The 14,682-nt window shown below is 73.8% G+C and carries 12 protein-coding genes; 6 read left to right on the forward strand and 6 right to left on the reverse strand.

Annotation, left to right across the window (positions count from 1 at the left end):
- The first annotated feature begins 46 nt into the window (after positions 1 to 46).
- Genes ACZ6TV_RS36425 through ACZ6TV_RS36440 form a run of 4 tightly spaced genes read left to right on the forward strand, consistent with a single transcriptional unit; the run spans position 47 to position 4,075 of the window.
- Positions 47 to 742 carry a hypothetical protein gene (locus ACZ6TV_RS36425; RefSeq protein WP_465302623.1) on the forward strand — a complete coding sequence of 232 codons (696 nt, stop codon included), beginning with the start codon at positions 47 to 49 and terminating at the stop codon, positions 740 to 742.
- Positions 739 to 1,221 (forward strand): hypothetical protein, encoded by a 483-nt coding sequence (locus tag ACZ6TV_RS36430; RefSeq protein ID WP_465302625.1) that lies wholly within the window; start codon positions 739 to 741, stop codon positions 1,219 to 1,221. Before ACZ6TV_RS36425 ends, ACZ6TV_RS36430 begins: the two co-directional genes overlap by 4 nt.
- On the forward strand, positions 1,218 to 1,970 hold the full coding sequence (locus tag ACZ6TV_RS36435) for a hypothetical protein (RefSeq protein ID WP_465302627.1): 753 nt from the start codon (positions 1,218 to 1,220) through the stop codon (positions 1,968 to 1,970). Before ACZ6TV_RS36430 ends, ACZ6TV_RS36435 begins: the two co-directional genes overlap by 4 nt.
- Positions 1,967 to 4,075, forward strand: coding sequence for a hypothetical protein (locus tag ACZ6TV_RS36440; RefSeq protein ID WP_465302629.1), 2,109 nt, complete (start codon positions 1,967 to 1,969; stop codon positions 4,073 to 4,075). The genes ACZ6TV_RS36435 and ACZ6TV_RS36440 overlap by 4 nt, the downstream gene beginning before the upstream one ends.
- A gap of 7 nt (positions 4,076 to 4,082) precedes the next feature.
- On the opposite strand, the gene ACZ6TV_RS36445 is transcribed toward ACZ6TV_RS36440, so the two are convergent.
- Together ACZ6TV_RS36445 and ACZ6TV_RS36450 are read right to left on the reverse strand one after the other, a co-directional pair.
- Complete coding sequence (locus tag ACZ6TV_RS36445) at positions 4,083 to 5,897, reverse strand: 3-keto-alpha-glucoside-1,2-lyase-like domain-containing protein (RefSeq protein WP_465302631.1); 1,815 nt, start codon at positions 5,895 to 5,897, stop codon at positions 4,083 to 4,085.
- Positions 5,898 to 6,100: 203 nt separating this feature from the next.
- The gene (locus ACZ6TV_RS36450; protein ID WP_465302633.1) at positions 6,101 to 7,600 is read right to left on the reverse strand and encodes a sulfatase family protein; all 1,500 of its coding nucleotides are present in this window, start codon (positions 7,598 to 7,600) and stop codon (positions 6,101 to 6,103) included.
- A gap of 257 nt (positions 7,601 to 7,857) precedes the next feature.
- Here ACZ6TV_RS36450 and ACZ6TV_RS36455 point away from each other — a divergent pair, with 257 nt between their 5' ends.
- Positions 7,858 to 9,465 (forward strand): TerD family protein, encoded by a 1,608-nt coding sequence (locus ACZ6TV_RS36455; protein WP_465302635.1) that lies wholly within the window; start codon positions 7,858 to 7,860, stop codon positions 9,463 to 9,465.
- 9 nt (positions 9,466 to 9,474) lie between these two features.
- Here ACZ6TV_RS36455 and ACZ6TV_RS36460 read toward each other — a convergent pair whose 3' ends face one another.
- A complete protein-coding gene (locus ACZ6TV_RS36460) occupies positions 9,475 to 9,930 on the reverse strand; it encodes a helix-turn-helix transcriptional regulator (RefSeq protein WP_465302637.1) in 456 nt (151 codons plus the stop codon).
- The gene (locus ACZ6TV_RS36465) at positions 9,885 to 12,116 is read right to left on the reverse strand and encodes an AAA family ATPase (protein WP_465302639.1); all 2,232 of its coding nucleotides are present in this window, start codon (positions 12,114 to 12,116) and stop codon (positions 9,885 to 9,887) included. The genes ACZ6TV_RS36460 and ACZ6TV_RS36465 overlap by 46 nt, the downstream gene beginning before the upstream one ends.
- A gap of 80 nt (positions 12,117 to 12,196) precedes the next feature.
- Here ACZ6TV_RS36465 and ACZ6TV_RS36470 point away from each other — a divergent pair, with 80 nt between their 5' ends.
- On the forward strand, positions 12,197 to 12,718 hold the full coding sequence (locus ACZ6TV_RS36470; protein WP_465302641.1) for a hypothetical protein: 522 nt from the start codon (positions 12,197 to 12,199) through the stop codon (positions 12,716 to 12,718).
- A gap of 53 nt (positions 12,719 to 12,771) precedes the next feature.
- Here ACZ6TV_RS36470 and ACZ6TV_RS36475 read toward each other — a convergent pair whose 3' ends face one another.
- Together ACZ6TV_RS36475 and ACZ6TV_RS36480 are read right to left on the reverse strand one after the other, a co-directional pair.
- Positions 12,772 to 13,914, reverse strand: a complete 1,143-nt coding sequence (locus ACZ6TV_RS36475; protein WP_465302643.1) for a sensor histidine kinase — start codon at positions 13,912 to 13,914, stop codon at positions 12,772 to 12,774.
- The gene (locus ACZ6TV_RS36480; protein ID WP_465302645.1) at positions 13,914 to 14,567 is read right to left on the reverse strand and encodes a response regulator transcription factor; all 654 of its coding nucleotides are present in this window, start codon (positions 14,565 to 14,567) and stop codon (positions 13,914 to 13,916) included. The genes ACZ6TV_RS36475 and ACZ6TV_RS36480 overlap by 1 nt, the downstream gene beginning before the upstream one ends.
- Positions 14,568 to 14,682: the final 115 nt, after the last annotated feature.

Below are 14,682 nucleotides of genomic sequence, written 5' to 3' on the forward strand. Positions count from 1 at the left end.
ACCGAACCGTCCCGCGCTGTCCGTCAGTTCCGAAGCGGAGGTGACCATGCCGATCCCAATCCTCATCTATGCGGGCATCGCGGCCGCGGGCGCTGTCGGCGCCGCCGTCGCCGCGCGGAAGTGGCGCCGGAGCCTGCGAATCGCAGTGCTCGGTGTCAACGACAGCGGCAAGTCCACCCTCATCGACTTCTGGCGCGGCGAATGGGTCGACGAGGGGCACGCGCACACGCAGGCGAAACGCAACTTCGACCGGGTCAAGACCGTTTCCGGGGACCGGCGGTTCGTGTTCCGGAAGCTCGCCGATCTCAGCGGCGACGAAAGCGACTGGGCCGAGTGGAAGGGCCCGGCCGAGGCGAGCGCCGTGGTGCTCTATCTGGTCCGTGCGGTGGATCTGGTCGACGAGGTGCGGGCGGCCGACCTGCACCCGGACGGGGAGGGCCCGTTCACCAAGGGGTGGGAGAGGATCGAGGACTCCGCCGGGCTGATCCGGCCCTGGCTGGACGGCGGCAGGGCCAAACTCTGCGTCCTCACCGTGACCTGGTGCGACCAGGACCCCAGGCAGGCCGAGCTCGGTGAGGACGCCTACCGCAAGCATCTCGCCGAGCAGCTCGAGCCGATCGTGCTGAAGCTCGGCGGCACCGGCCGGGTCCGCGTCGTGGCCGGCAGCCTCGAGTCACCGGAGTCGGCCGGCGTGCTCAGCGAACGGATCATGGACCAGATCGCCGCATGGGAGCGGACATGATGACCGGCAAGGCACGGCTACGAGTGGTGTACCTGGAGTTCGGCGCGGCCCGACCGGCACTGGCCTGGTACGACGGCCGGTCCCTCGACCCGGGCCCGACCGGCGGACGCGCCCGGATCCACCGGCTCTTCAACCAGATCGTCGACCGGGCCGCCGTCGACACGTCGGGACCTCACGGCCGGGCCGTCCGGCGCGCGGAGACGCTGCTCGTCGAGGTGCCGGTCGGCCGGCGCCTGCTGGCGACGGTCGTCGTGTCGGGGGTCGGCGGCGCGGACTGGGCGACCCGCTGCGCGACGCAGGCGGCGGAGATCCTGCGGGCCGGCGACGTGGACGTCGAGCCGGCGACCCTCCGCGAAGCACTGGCCGACGGATGGCGGACGACCCGCCCTTTCCGGCGATTCGCGGCGCTGCCGTCGCGGCTGCGCGACTGGCTCCGGCGGCTGCTGGGCACCGTGGCGCCCGCCCGGGGGCACCGGTGAGCCGGCCGCCGCAGTTGCGCCGGCGGCTCGTCGTCATCAGCCGCGACCAGTACACCGACGCCCGCGCCAGCAACACGGACCTCCTCACCGACCCGTTCACGACGGTCGTGCCCGTGCCGTTGCGCCCGCCGTTCAGCGAGCTCCCCGCCCTGGCCCGGCTGGCGGACCGGCTCCGGCCCGGCATGCTGCTGGTCCGCAACCGCTGGGACGGCGGCGAATACGTGGACGCGGTCACGGCCTACGAGCAGATCGCCCTCGGCAAGTTCAACCGGTTCGCGGTCGTGTGCCAGCTCCTCGGCGCGCGGGAGCTCGAGGTGCAGGAGGTCCGCGAGGTCACCGAGAAGGGCGAGGTCACCGGCTCGGTCGACCTGAGCACCCGCGCCCTGGAGGTCGACGGCAACGGCCGGGGCGCCTGGCTGAACCGGATGGCCCAGTCCGTCCAGGCCCGCTGGTCCTGGCAGACCGGCGAGGCGGACCTCGAGGCGGCCGAGGCGACCGCCCGGGAGGGCGACCTCATCGCCGATCCGGTCGTGAGCAGCCTGATCCGCCAGCGCCGGTCGTCCGTGAACGCCCTCGGCAGCCACGTCCTCGAGCTGGACATCAGCTCCGAAGCGCACCGCGAGCTCGAGTTCGCCGCGAATGTACGGACGGTGCTCAAGCAGTTCGGGCCGTCGTTCGCCGCCACTCTCAACCGGATCAGTGACACGTCCCAGAGTCTCCGCCTGAAGGTCAGCGTGACGTTCCATTGACCGGGGACCTCTGGCAGGCGGTCGAGCGACGGGTGGCCGCGTTCGTGGAGCGCGGCGACGCGGCGGCGGTGCTGGACCGCGCGGCGGTCGCCGAGGCCGCCGCGCTGTGGGCGGCGACGGTCGGCGCCACCGGCACCATCCGGCCCGAGCAGCTGCGCGCGCTCGCGATGCTGCACCTGTGCCGGCACCAGGCGGACGCCGGGGACACCGACGCGTTCGCCACCGCCATGAACCTCTTCCAGGAGTTGCTCCGCGGGCGGCCGGACCTCGTGCCGGACGGGCCCCGTCGGCTGATCGAGGCGCACAGCCGTGACCCCGAGGATCTCTTCGCCCTTGCCCGTCTGGCGTACGAGTGGGAGGACGACCTCGCGTCGGCGCTGCGATGGGCCCGTCAGGCGGCCGCCCTTGCCGGGCCCGGCCATCCGCGACGGGCCTTCATCGCCGGAGGACTCGCCGTCATGCTGTGCACGTCGTTCGAACGGACCGGCAACGCGGCGGACCTCGACGAGGCCATCGCCACCGGCCGGGCGGCGGTGGAGCTCGGCGGGCCCGCGCTGTCGCTGCACCTGTCCAATCTCGGCGTCGCGCTGCGCGACCGGTTCCACGCGACCGGCGGCACCGCCGACCTGGACGAGTCGGTGCGGTGTGCCGAACGCGCGGTGGACCTCTCGGGCGACCCCGGTGAGCGGGCCATGCTGGCACTCTCCCTGCGGGCGCGGGGTGAGCTGCACCTGGACCGCACCGACCTCGACCGGGCTGCCGAGCTGCTCGGCGGTGCGATCGCGGCGACGCCGCCGGACGACCGGCGGGCCGGGACCCGAAGGTCCAGCCTGCGTTCGGTGATCACGACCCGCTACCAGGTCGGCCAGGACCCGGCGGACCTCGACCGGATCGTCGCGCTCGCCCGGTCGTGGCTGCGGGACACCGCGGCGGACGCCCCGGCGCGCGCCGCCGCGGTGTCCGGGCACGCGGAGGCGCTGAGTATCCGGTACGAGCGGCTGGGCGACCCCGCGGACCTGCACGCCGCCGTCGCCGGGCTGCGGGCCGCGCCGGGCAGCGACCGGTCGTTGCTGTCCGATCTGCTCCGGGCCCGCTTCGCCCGGTTCGGTGACCGGGCGGACCTGGACGAGGCGATCGCGATCCTCGACGCCGAGGTGGCGCGACTGCCCGCCTCGGCGCCCGCAGTGCCCGGTCTGCTGTCCCACCTGTGCTCGGCGCTGCGGGGCAGGTTCGCGGCCACCGGGGACGGCGCCGACCTCGACCGGGCGGTGGCGGCCGGGCGGGACGCGGCGAGCCTGCCGACGCCCCGCCTTCTCGACCGGCTCAACCACCAGAACAACCTGGCCGGGGCACTCACGGCACGCCATCGGCACCGCCGGGACCCGGCGGACCTGCGCGAGGCGATCGACGTCATGCGCACCGTGGTCGCGCGCACGCCGCCCGCCGACCGCTACCGCGCCGGCCGGATGGGCAACCTGGCCGGCCTGCTCGCCGAGCAGGGAGACGGCGCGTCGCTGGACGAGGCCGTGGCGCTCGCCGAGATCGCCGCCGGGCCGGGGCTCAGCCGGGACCGGGCGGACCGCTGGCGCTTCCGGCACTGGCTCGGCGACGCCTACGCCGCCCGCTACCGGGCCGTACGCGCTCCCGACGACCTGCGGGCCGCGGTCAGGGAGTACCGGGAGGCGGCGGGCGACGAGGACGCCGCCGCGCTGGACCGGCTCGGCAGCGCGCGGGAGTGGCTCAACCTGACGGCGGGCGCCGGCGACTGGCCGGGCGCGACCGATGCCGCCGTGGTCGCCGTGGACATGCTGCCCAGGTCGGCCTGGCGCGGGCTCGACCGGGGCGGCCGGGAGCGCATGCTGCGCGCGGACGGCACGACCCTCGGCGTCGACGCGGCCGCGGTCGCCGTGCGGGCCGCGCGGCCGGAGGTGGCCGTCGACCTGGCCGAGCGCGGCCGGGCGGTCCTGTGGTCGCAGCTGCTCGACACCCGCCGTGATCTCACCCGGCTGCGCACCGCCGCGCCGCACCTGGCGGCCCGCCTGACGGACGTGGCCGCCGTCCTGACCGCCGCCGAGGTGGCGGGCCGCGACGCGGCCCGCCACTGACGGGTCCCTACAGGCTGACGGTCCGGCCGCCGAGGGTCACCACGAGGCGGCCGTCGGAGGCGAACGACCAGGCCAGGGCGCCGCTGTACGTGGTGCAGCGGGAGCCGTTGGTGCCGGTCCAGAACTGGTTGCTGCTGTCGGTGTTGCCGATCGTCTTGTCGTTCGAGCCGCTGACCGCGAAGCGGCAGGAGGTGTTGCCGCGGTACGTGTGGGTGCCGGCGTCGAACGAGAAGTTGCGTTCGGCGTTGTCGACCGACAGGTTGCTGGAGATCGTCATCGCGCCGGGGTTGCTGTTGTACGTGAAGCCGTGCTTGCCGTTGCGGTACGCGATGCTGCGCTGCACGACGTGGTTGACGCCGATGTCCTCGCCGCCGAGCTTGTAGCCGTTGCGGTCGCCGTTGGTGTTGACGGTGCCGTTGCTGAGCGTGCCGTTGCTGTAGGACAGCGAGTCCTGGATGGTGACCGGGCCGATCGCGCCGGTGTCGGTCTTCGTGTACAGGTCCCAGCCGTCGTCGATGTTGTTGTGCGACACGGTGTAGCGGAACACGTTGCCGGTGCCGCTGGTCAGCTTCGCGGCGAAGCCGTCGGCGTCCTCGCCGTCGGAGTCGGCGTTGTCGTGCGACTCCGAGGAGACGATCAGGTTGTTCGAGGGCCACTGGGCTTTCGGTGTGTCCGACGCGGCGCGGGAGATCTGCAGGCCGCTGTCGCGGTTGAAGCGGGTCACGACGCGCTCGATCGTGTTGTTGCTGCCGCCGATGAAGATGCCGTTGTCGCCGGCCCGCTCGACGACGATGCCGCCGATGTACCAGTAGTTGCCGTTCACGGCCAGGCCGCGGTTGGCGGGGTCCTCGGTCTGCGCGGCGAAGCTGAGGACCGGGGTCTCGCCGGGGTACGCGGTGATCCGCTTCGGCGCGCCCGACGTGCCGTTGTTGCCGACCGCGATGGTGACCGTCGAGGACAGGTTGTAGGTGCCGCCGCGCACGGTGATGGTGCCGCCGGCGGTGACCCGGGTGATCGCCGAGGCGAGGGTGGTCGGGCTGGCCTGCGTCCCCGGGTTGCCCGCGCTGCCGTTCGGCGCGACGTACAGCGCAGACGACGGCGGCTGGCTCGTCGACGGTGACGGGCTCGTCGGGGGCGACTGGCTCGTCGAGGGCCGCGGCGACGTGGTCGTGGCCGTCGGGGTCGGCGTGGTGCCGCCGGTGGTCACAGTGACGTTGTCGAAGTTGGCGCTGGAGTAGGCGGTCTGCAGGCCGATGCGGCCCTTCGTGATCGACGTGTTGCTCGCGGCGGCGACCTGGGTGCCGTCGACGGACGCGCTGATGGCGCTGCCGTTGACCGTGATGGCCAGGGTGTACCAGGTGCCGGCCGACACGGTCCGCGACACGCCGCCGAGCACCGTCACCGAGCCGCTGCTGACGGCCTGCAGCTGCACCTGGTTGCCGGGCAGCAGCGCCAGCCGGTAGAACGTGGTGGCGCTCGTCGACCTCGCCAGGAGCCCGACGAAGCCGCCGGAGCCCAGCGACAGCGGCTTGACCGCGGCCTGCACCGTGTAGTTGGTCCAGTTGGTGTCGCCGGCGAAGTCGCGGGCGTTCTCACTGCCGGTGTTGGACTGCTGCAGCACCTTGCTGCCGTCGGTGACGACGCTCCACGTGCCGCCGGACTTGGACCAGCCGCTGGTGGAGCCGTCTTCGAACGTCGCGCTGAACACCGTGTCGGCGAACGCGACCTGGCTGGCCAGTGCCACGCCGGCGACCGCCAGCACGGCCGCGGACGCGGCGAGCCAGCGGCGGGTGCGCGGGCGGGTTCGGACTTGTGGACTCATGGATCCTCCGGAAAGACGGATTGCGCACACAGGCGCGGCGCGATCGGCGGCGCTCCCGGGGCGGCGGGCAGCGGGGCGGATCCGCATCGACGTCATTCACCGTAAGGCAAGCGCTTTCCTGGCGACAAGGCGGCGCGTGTGCAGGTTTGTTGCAGTCTCGGCACCCGGAGCGGGGGCCCTCGGGAGGACCCCCGCGGTGGCGGTCAGGCGGTCACGTGGCCCGCGGTCCAGCAGGACTCGTGGGTGTGGCAGTCGCGCAGCTGCTGCAGGGCGGCGTGCAGGGCGGCGCGGCGGGGTGCGGACAGTTGCGCCGCGACGTTGTTCAGCTGGAACGGGTCGGCGACGCGGTCGTAGTACTCCAGCTCGCCGTTGGTGTACTCGACGTAGGTGTACGTGGCGGTGCGCAGCGCCTCGTAGGTGGTCGGGTTGCCGTTGCGGGCGGTCTGCGCGTCGGGGTCGTCGGCGGCGGCGTTCGGGCCGTGGTGCTCGATCAGCGACGCGGTGCGCCAGTTCGCCGCCGGTTGCCCCTGCAGCAGCGGCACCAGGCTGCGACCGTTGACGTCGGCGGCGACGGTACCTCCGGCGAGCCGCTGGAAGGTCGGGGCGAGGTCGATGTTCTGCACGATCTCGGCGCGGGTGGCGCCGGCGGGCACCCCCGGCCCGGCGATGACGAGCGGCACCCGCACGTCCGTGTCGAAGGCCGTCTGCTTGCCCTGCGGCAGCCGGTACTCGCCGAGGTGGAAGCCGTTGTCGGAGCTGAACACGAAGTAGGTGTTGCCGGCCACGCCGCTGTTCGCGAGCGCGGTCCGCAGCCGGCCGATCATCCGGTCCACGGCCTGGACCGACTGGGCGCGCTTGCGGAAGTCCGTGTCGATCTTCGTCTTCTCGGCGGCGGTCAGCGGGTCCGCGCCGGCCAGCCAGCCCGGCGCGGCGGCCGGCAGGGTGTTGAACGCCGGGGAACGCGGGGCCGTGAGGCCGGGGAACGCGTCGAGGTCCTGCTTCGCGGGGGTGAACGGGCCGTGCGGCGCGAACGTCGCGATCTCCAGCAGGAACGGGGTGTTCGCGGCCGCGCTGCGCTGGATGAAGGCGCTGCCCTTGCCCGCCACCACGTTGGTCAGGTAGTCCGCCGGGGTCGAGCCGTAGTGCACGACGGTGTGGTTCTCGTTGAGGTCGTAGTCGTACTCCGCGTACCCGTTGCCGGCCACGTCCCACTCGGACCAGCCCGGCGGCACGTACGGCCGGCTGCCGCCCTGCGTGTCACCGGGCAGGTATCCGTTGAGGTACTTGCCCATCATGGCGGTCGAGTAGCCGCGGGCCTGCAGGGCGGTGGCGAAGGTCCGCTCCTCGTTGCCGCGGCCCTTGAAGACGCCGAAGCCGCCGTCGGTGCCGCCGTTGGTGAAGACGCCCGTGTCGTGCGGGAACTTGCCGGTGAAGATCGACGAGCGGGACGGGCAGCACAGCGAGTCGGTCACCGTGTAGTTGGTGAACGTGACACCGTCGCGCTGCAGCAGCTGGACCTGCGGCAGGTACTGGACCAGGTTCCAGGACAGGTCGTCGGTCAGGATGAACACGATGTTCGGCGGAGACGCGGCCGCGGCGGCACGCGCACCCGGGACGGCGGACCAGGCCGCCGCGGCGACGGCGGCGAGCAGTGCCGTCGCGGCGGCGAGCAGGACCTTCGGACGTCGGCGAAAGAGACGCATACCGACCATCGTCGCCGATTCTCGCTAAATCCTACCGGCTTAATATGGTCGAGTTCAGTAAATTTTTATCTCGATCGATGCCGCGACGTGCCGCCGTACGGGCAGAGACCTTCGACCGTTCGGGGACGGATGGTTCGCGTACCGGACGACAGGGGCGGACCTGAACGGTGTGGCCGGGTGGCGATCGGCTGGTTTCGGCGCGGAGTGATCCCCGGGTGGCGGTGCGTGTCGGTATCTTCACGGCCGGAGGTGGCCTGATGACGGTGGCGGCGCTGGCGCGGGGTGCGAACACGACGATCGGCGAGACGGTCGTGAAGGTGCTTGTCGCGTGGCGGACCGGGTCCGCCGTCGACCCGTGCGCGCTGCTGCTGAACGGGGCCGGGAAGGTGCGCGACGACGCCGACTTCGTGTTCTACAACCAGCCGAGCGGGGCCGGCGGCGCGGTCGAGCTGTCCACCGACGGGCAGTGCACGGCCAGCGTCGCGGTGGACCTGGGCCGGCTGCCGTCCGATGTGGACAAGGTCGTCATCGCCGGGTCGATGGACGCGGGCACGTTCGACACCGTGCCGGGGCTGGCGGTGACGGTCGCCAACGCGCACGGGCGGGTCCTTGCCAGCTTCCCGCTGGTGGACGTCGAGCGGGTCGCCGCGGTCGTGTTCGGTGAGCTGTACCGGCGCAACGGCGGCTGGAAGTTCAGGGCCGTGGGGCAAGGGTGGGACAGCGGGCTTTCGGGCCTGGCGACGGGCTTCGGCGTCTCGATCGACGACGACGACGAACCCGACTCGCCGGCGCCCGCTCCCGCCCCGGCCGTGCGGCAGGAGCAGGCGCGGCGGCCCGACTGGTACGCCGCACCGGGGAGTCCCGGCATGCTGCAGTGGTGGACCGGCACCGAGTGGAGCGTCCAGCGGGTGCCGCACTACCAGGAGGGCATCGCCGCGTGCGGGCGGTGCGGCGGGCCGAAGTACCAGAACGGGTGCGCCCGGTGCGAGCCCGAGATCGCCAACGTCCTCGGCGTGTGGCGCCGGAAGGCGGCCGACGTGCTCGCCTCGACCGGTCCGGACGGGCCCGCGTGGGACGCGTTGTGGTCGGAGCTGCGGTACTACCGGGTGTCGGAGGCCAACGGCCGGGAGGTGCTGCGGCCGCTGGCGCTGCATCACCTGCACCGGGTGCTGACGTTCGCGTTCGCCGACGACATCATCGAGCAGCACGAGGTCGATGGGTTCGACGAGGCGGTCCGGCAACTCGGCATCGCCGACCCGGCCATCACCGACATGCGCCGCAGGTTGCAGCGTGGCCTGGAGATCGGCCTGATCAGCAACGGCGAGGTGCCACGGGTGCAGCAGACCACCCTCAACCTCGACGCGGGCGAGATCCTGCACCTGGAGGCGCCCGCGGTGCACGTACGGTACCTGTCCAGCGGGCCGAAACGCGCCAACGGCAGGCTCATCGCCACGAACGCGAAGCTCCGCTTCGTCGGTGACACCGGCGGTGCCGACCTGAGCTGGGCCAAGGTGCTGGAGATCCGGCCCGAGTACGCGAACGTGGTGGTCGCCGCGACCGTCAACAAGGGCGCCGGCACATACGAGGTCAGCGACCCCGAGTACGTCGCGGCCGTCCTCACCGGTGTGCTGCGGGTCGCGAAGCGCATCGCGGCCGTGCCCGCGCAGCGTGACTCGCGGTCGGTGCCGCCGGCGGTGCGGGCCGAGGTGTGGCGCCGTGACGGCGGCGCCTGCGTCGAGTGTCAGGCCACCGAGTACCTGGAGTTCGACCACGTCATCCCGTGGAGCCGCGGCGGCGCGACCAGCGCCGGCAACCTGCAGCTGCTGTGCCGCCGCTGCAACCTGGCCAAGGGCGCCCGCATCTGAGCCGGGCGGCTACGGCGCGGGCCGGCGGGCGACGAACTCGGTGCGGTTCGCGCACTGGCTCTTGGCCAGGATGTTGCGTACGTGCGACTCGACGGTCCGTTCGGACAGCACCAGGCGGGCGGCGATCTGCCGGTTGGTGAGCGCCTGCACCACCAGCGCCGCGATCTCGCGTTCCCGCGCGGTGAACGGATCGCTGAACGAACCAGTGGTCGAACCGGTCAGTGGCGCCGTGATCGAAGCGGTGGACGGGGCGGTGGCGGGGAGCCGACCGGTGACCGCGCCGTTCATGCCGACCCGGGCCGCGATGTCGAGGGCGTCCTGGGTGAGACGGTCCGCCTCCGGTGCGCCGCGCAGCACCCGGGCGAGGCTCAGACAGGTGAGGGCGGTGTCCGGCCGGGCGCCGATCGCCCGGTTGCGGGTCAGCGCCTCGCGGAGCAGCTCCTCGGCGCCGGCGGTGTCGCCCATGACCGCCGCCAGCTGCCCGAGGTGCCGGCTGACCGTGCCGTGGAAGAACACCGTCGCCGTGCCCAGCGCGCCGGGGTAGGGGCGGAACGGCAGCAGCTGCCGGTACGTGAGCTCCGCCGCCGCGGCGTCGTCGAACCGTTCGATGAGATCGACCAGCTGGATGAGGACGGCGGGCCACGCCGGGTGGTCCAGGGGAGCGGCAGCCGGGCGCGCAGCCGCTCGTACACCTCGCGAGCCTCGGACATCGAGCCGGTCAGCGCGGCGACGGTCGCCCGCTGGATGTCGACGAGCGGGTCGAGCGGCGCCGACGCGAACGCCTCGTCGAGGCCCTCGGGCAGGGTGGCGGGATCGCCGGTGAGCACGGCGACGTGCACGCCGTGCGCGAAGTGCATCGACGCGGCGGTGTGGTCGCCGGACGCCAGCGCGATCGCGGTCGCGTGGCCGCTGTGTTCGACCGCCTCGCCGAAACGGCCGGCGAGCGCGGCCCGGCTGGCCAGCATCCGGTGCCGGTGCCATTGCAGGACCGGCAACGGTGAGCGGGCGGCGAGGTCCTCGATCGCGGTGGCCGCGGACCCGACGACGTCCAGCCTGCCGCTGAGGTACCCGGCCTGCATCCGCCACTCGTGCCCGATGAGCGCCGCGAGCGGCTGCCCGAGCGCGTCGGCACGGTCGGCGACGAGGTCACCGAGGCGCAGCCGCTCGGGGGTGTCGGCGGCGTGGACGAGGGTCATCTCGCGGGCGCGGGCGGCGGCGACCTCCGCGTGCGGGTCGCCGCTGGCGGCCGCGAGCGCGAGCGACTCCCGCGCCAGGGGCGAGGCCACGGCGACCTGCCCGGCGTCGGCGGCCATCACCGCGAGCTGCGCGAGGACCCTGGCGCGCAGGCCGTCGCCGAGGTCGTCGTAGGCGAGCGCCCGCTGGCACAGCCGGGTCACGACGCTGCCGGCGTGCGCGTACGTGACGCCCTGCAGCACGAGCGCGCCGGCCGCGACGAGGTCCCCGCGCCCGGCGGCCGTCGCCGCGTCGGCCGCCGCGACGCAGTGGTCGAGGCACCGGTCGTACCGGCCGGCGAGGTAGTAGGCCTGCGCGAGCTCGACGAGCAGGTCGGCGGGTGCCGCCGCGTCCGTGGCGGCCTCGAGATGGGCCGCGGCGTCGTCGTAGGCGTGGGCGGCCAGGGCCTGTGCCGCGGCCCGGCGGGACCACGCGGCGGCGGGTCCGCGCTCACCGGCCAGCCGCCAGTGCGCGGCGATGCGGGCCGCGGGCCGCTCGTCACCCGCCTCGAGCGTCTCCGCCGCCGACCGGGACAGCCGGCGCAGCGCCGCCGGCTCCAGTCCGGCCACGATCGTGTCGCGGACGAGGGCGTGCGCGAACCGGTACCGGCGGCCGTCCTGCGTCACGGTCAGCACCCCGGCGTGCCGCGCCGCCGTCAGGGACCCGGCGACCGGCGCGCCGGCGACCGCGGCGAGCAGCGTCTCGTCGACCTCCTCACCGAGCACGGCGGCGGCCTCGACCGTGCCGCGTTCGGCCGGCGTCAGCGCGGCCGTCAGGGTCCGTACGACCGTCTGCAGGTCACCCGGTCCCGAGCCGGCGCCGACGGCGGTCACCAGCAGCGGCAGCCCACCGGTGCGGGCGAGGACCCCGGGCGCCGCGGCCGCGTCGACGAGCTCGGCGACCTCGTCGAGGGTGAACGGCGGCACCGTGACGCGCAGCGTGCCGTACCGGCCGAGGTCCGCGAGCCGGAGGGCGACCTCGTCCGGCGCGGGCGCCCGGACCGTGCCGATCACCGTGACGCCCGCCGTGGCCGCCTGCCGCGCGACGTGCCGCAGCAGGTCCAGGGACGCGGTGTCGGCCCAGTGCAGGTCCTCCAGGACGACGACGGCCAGGCCTGCGGCGAGCACCTCGTCGCTCATCCGGGCCAGCGCCGCGAACCTCGCCGCCGCCGCCGCCGCGGGCTCGACCGCGCCGGCGGTCCCGTCCACCGGCAGCACCGCCCGCCACGGCCACAGCGGCGGCGCGGGCTCGGCGGGGCAGTAGCCGCGGACCGCCCGGACACCTGCCTGGCGCAGCGCCCGGTCGACGAGCATCGTCTTGCCGACGCCGGCCGGCCCCTCGACGAGCACGACCCCGCCGGTCTCGAGCGCACCGGCGAGCGCGGCGAGCTCCCGGTCCCGGCCGACGAACGTGGGCATCGGCTCAGTATCGCGGTTCAGTGCCGGCTTCAGTGACGGTACTGATGTCCGGCACCCGGCGCGCCGACATGCTCGTCCGTATGAACATCTCCATCGAGACCGTCCCCGCAGCGCACCCGGTCGACACCGCCTGGGTCGACGAGGCGCTCGACGGCGCCCGGGCCGCCCTCGTCGGCCGCCCGCTCGGCAGCGGCGACGGCATCATGCTCGTCGAGTCGGCGCACGGCCCCTTCCAGGTCGTCGAGGCACAGCCGGGCCGAGGCGCCGCACCCGCCAGGTACATGCAGGTCGTCACGTTCGACGGCCCGCGCCCGGCGGAGTGGGCCGCCGCCGAGGAACTGTCGGCGACCCGGCTGGCACCCGCCGTCCGCGACGTGCCCGGCATCGTGTGGACGCTGCGGCTGCGCGCCGGCGGCAACGCCGTCACGATCGTGACGCTCGCCGAGTCCGCCGAGGCCATCGACGCCGCGGTACGTACGGTCATGTCGAGCGAGCTGCTCCCCGGCGAGGACCCCGCGCTGCTCACCGAACCCGACCGGGTGGCCGTCTACCACCTCCTGCACGCCGACCTGCCGCTGCCGGCCGTGCGGCGCACGCCGTGACCGCCGCCGGGAGCCCGTGACCCGCGCGGTCCCTGGTCGCCTGACGCCGGGGGTCAGGTGCGCGACGACGGGAACGTCACCTCGATGACGAGGCCGCCGCCGGGGCGGGGAGCGGCCTCGATCGTGGCGGCGTGGGCGGTCGCGACGGCGCGGACGATCGACAGGCCGAGGCCGTGGTGGCCGTCGTCGGCGGTGCGGTGCATCCGCTGGAACGGCTCGAACAGCCGGTCGACCTGCTCGGGCGGGACGACCGGCCCGGTGTTGGCGATCGCGAACGACACCCGTCCCACCAGCGGCCGGACCGAGACCTCGATCCGGCCGCCCGGCGCGTTGTAGTGCACGGCGTTGTCGCAGAGGTTCGCGACGAGACGGGCGACGAGCAGCGGGTCGCCGTGGATGCGGGCCGGCTCGATCGACGGCACCGCGCGCAGCCCGGCGCGGTCGAGGTCGCCGGCCCGGTCGGCGAGGGCCTGCTCGGCGATGCCGGCCAGGTCGACCGGCTCGTCGCGCGGCAGGTCGTGCTCGCTGCCGGACAGGGTGAGCAGCGCCTCGAGCAGCTTCGCCCGGCCGGCGCTGATCGACAGCAGGCGCTGGAAGTTCTCCCGGAACGCCTGGACGTCGGCGTCCGGGTCGATGAGCGGCTCCTCGAGCAGCGCGTGCTCGACGGTCAGCGGGGTGCGCAGCTCGTGCGCGGCGTTGGCGACGAACCGTTTGTGCGCGTCGAGTGACGTCTCCAGCCGGCCGAGGAGCCCGTCGACGGTGTCGGCGAGGTCCTTGAGCTCGTCGCGGGGGCCCGCCACCGCGAGCCGCTCGTGCACGTTGCGGTCGGAGATCTGTTGCAGCCGGCCGGCCATGGTGCGGACCGGGCGCAGCAGCCGGCCGGCGATCAGCCAGCCGAAGGCGAGGGACAGACCCGCCATGATCGCCAGCGCGAGCGCGGGGACGGTGACCAGCGATCTGGGCTCCTCGACCGGGCGGATGACGGGGTCGACGAGGGGCCCGGGATCGGACGCCGGGCCGATGGGGCGCGGGGTCGGCGGCGGCGGCACGGCGTGCGGGAGGAACGCCTTGACGTCGCTGTTCAGGCCCCTCGACAGGCTGTACATGATGACCAGCAGCACCGCGCCGGACACCACCGAGACTCCGCAGATGACCAGGGTGAGCCGCCACCGGAGGCGGTTGGGGCCGTGGCGCATCAGATCCGGTACCCGGCGCGGGGGACGGTCTCGATGAGCGGCGGGCTGCCGAGCTTGGCCCGCAACCGGTTCATCGTCGCCTTCACCGTGGTCGTGAACGGGTCCGCCGCCTCGTCCCACACGCGGTCGAGCAGCTCCTCCGCGGACACGACCCGGCCTCGGCAGGTCAGCAGGTACTCCAGGACCGCGAACTCCTTCGGGCTGAGCGGGAGCCGGGCGCCGGCCCGGGCCGCGACCCGTTGCGCCGGGTCGAGCCGCAGGTCACCGTGCGTCAGTACGGGCGGCGTCGCGGGACGGGACCGTCGGCTGACGGCGCGGACCCTGGCGACGAGCTCGGCGTAGGCGAACGGTTTCGGCAGGTAGTCGTCGGCGCCGAGGCCGAGCCCCTCGACCCGCTCGGCGACCGTGCCGGAAGCGGTCAGCATCAGCACCCGCGTCTGCGACTCCCGCGCGACGAGGGTGCGGCAGACCTGGTCGCCGTGGACGACGGGCAGGTCACGGTCGAGCACGACGACGTCGTAGTCGACGACCGAGGTCCGCTCCAGCGCCGCGGCACCGTCGTAGGCGACGTCGACGGCCATGCCTTCGCGCCGCAGTACCCGAGCGACCGAGTCGGCCAGCTCAGGTTGGTCCTCCACCACCAGCACCCGCATCGGCTGAGGTTATCCGGACCGCGGTCACAGACCGGTCACAGCGTCACGGACCGTGCTGTGACCGTCCGCTGTCTAGAACAGACCTCGACATGATCCTTCGACGAGTAGGAGCGAG

Source organism: Dactylosporangium sp. NPDC051087 (genome assembly GCF_055586325.1).

Bases quoted from the DNA above. Each gene is read 5' to 3' on its own strand.
- ACZ6TV_RS36455 (WP_465302635.1), top strand. From the start codon at position 7,858: ATGACGGTGGCGGCGCTGGCGCGGGGTGCGAACACGACGATCGGCGAG.
- ACZ6TV_RS36430 (WP_465302625.1), top strand. From the start codon at position 739: ATGATGACCGGCAAGGCACGGCTACGAGTGGTGTACCTGGAGTTCGGC.
- ACZ6TV_RS36425 (WP_465302623.1), top strand. From the start codon at position 47: ATGCCGATCCCAATCCTCATCTATGCGGGCATCGCGGCCGCGGGCGCT.
- ACZ6TV_RS36480 (WP_465302645.1), bottom strand. From the start codon at position 14,567: ATGCGGGTGCTGGTGGTGGAGGACCAACCTGAGCTGGCCGACTCGGTC.
- ACZ6TV_RS36460 (WP_465302637.1), bottom strand. From the start codon at position 9,930: ATGGGCGACACCGCCGGCGCCGAGGAGCTGCTCCGCGAGGCGCTGACC.
- ACZ6TV_RS36450 (WP_465302633.1), bottom strand. From the start codon at position 7,600: ATGCGTCTCTTTCGCCGACGTCCGAAGGTCCTGCTCGCCGCCGCGACG.
- ACZ6TV_RS36475 (WP_465302643.1), bottom strand. From the start codon at position 13,914: ATGCGCCACGGCCCCAACCGCCTCCGGTGGCGGCTCACCCTGGTCATC.
- ACZ6TV_RS36445 (WP_465302631.1), bottom strand. From the start codon at position 5,897: ATGAGTCCACAAGTCCGAACCCGCCCGCGCACCCGCCGCTGGCTCGCC.
- ACZ6TV_RS36470 (WP_465302641.1), top strand. From the start codon at position 12,197: ATGAACATCTCCATCGAGACCGTCCCCGCAGCGCACCCGGTCGACACC.
- ACZ6TV_RS36465 (WP_465302639.1), bottom strand. From the start codon at position 12,116: ATGCCCACGTTCGTCGGCCGGGACCGGGAGCTCGCCGCGCTCGCCGGT.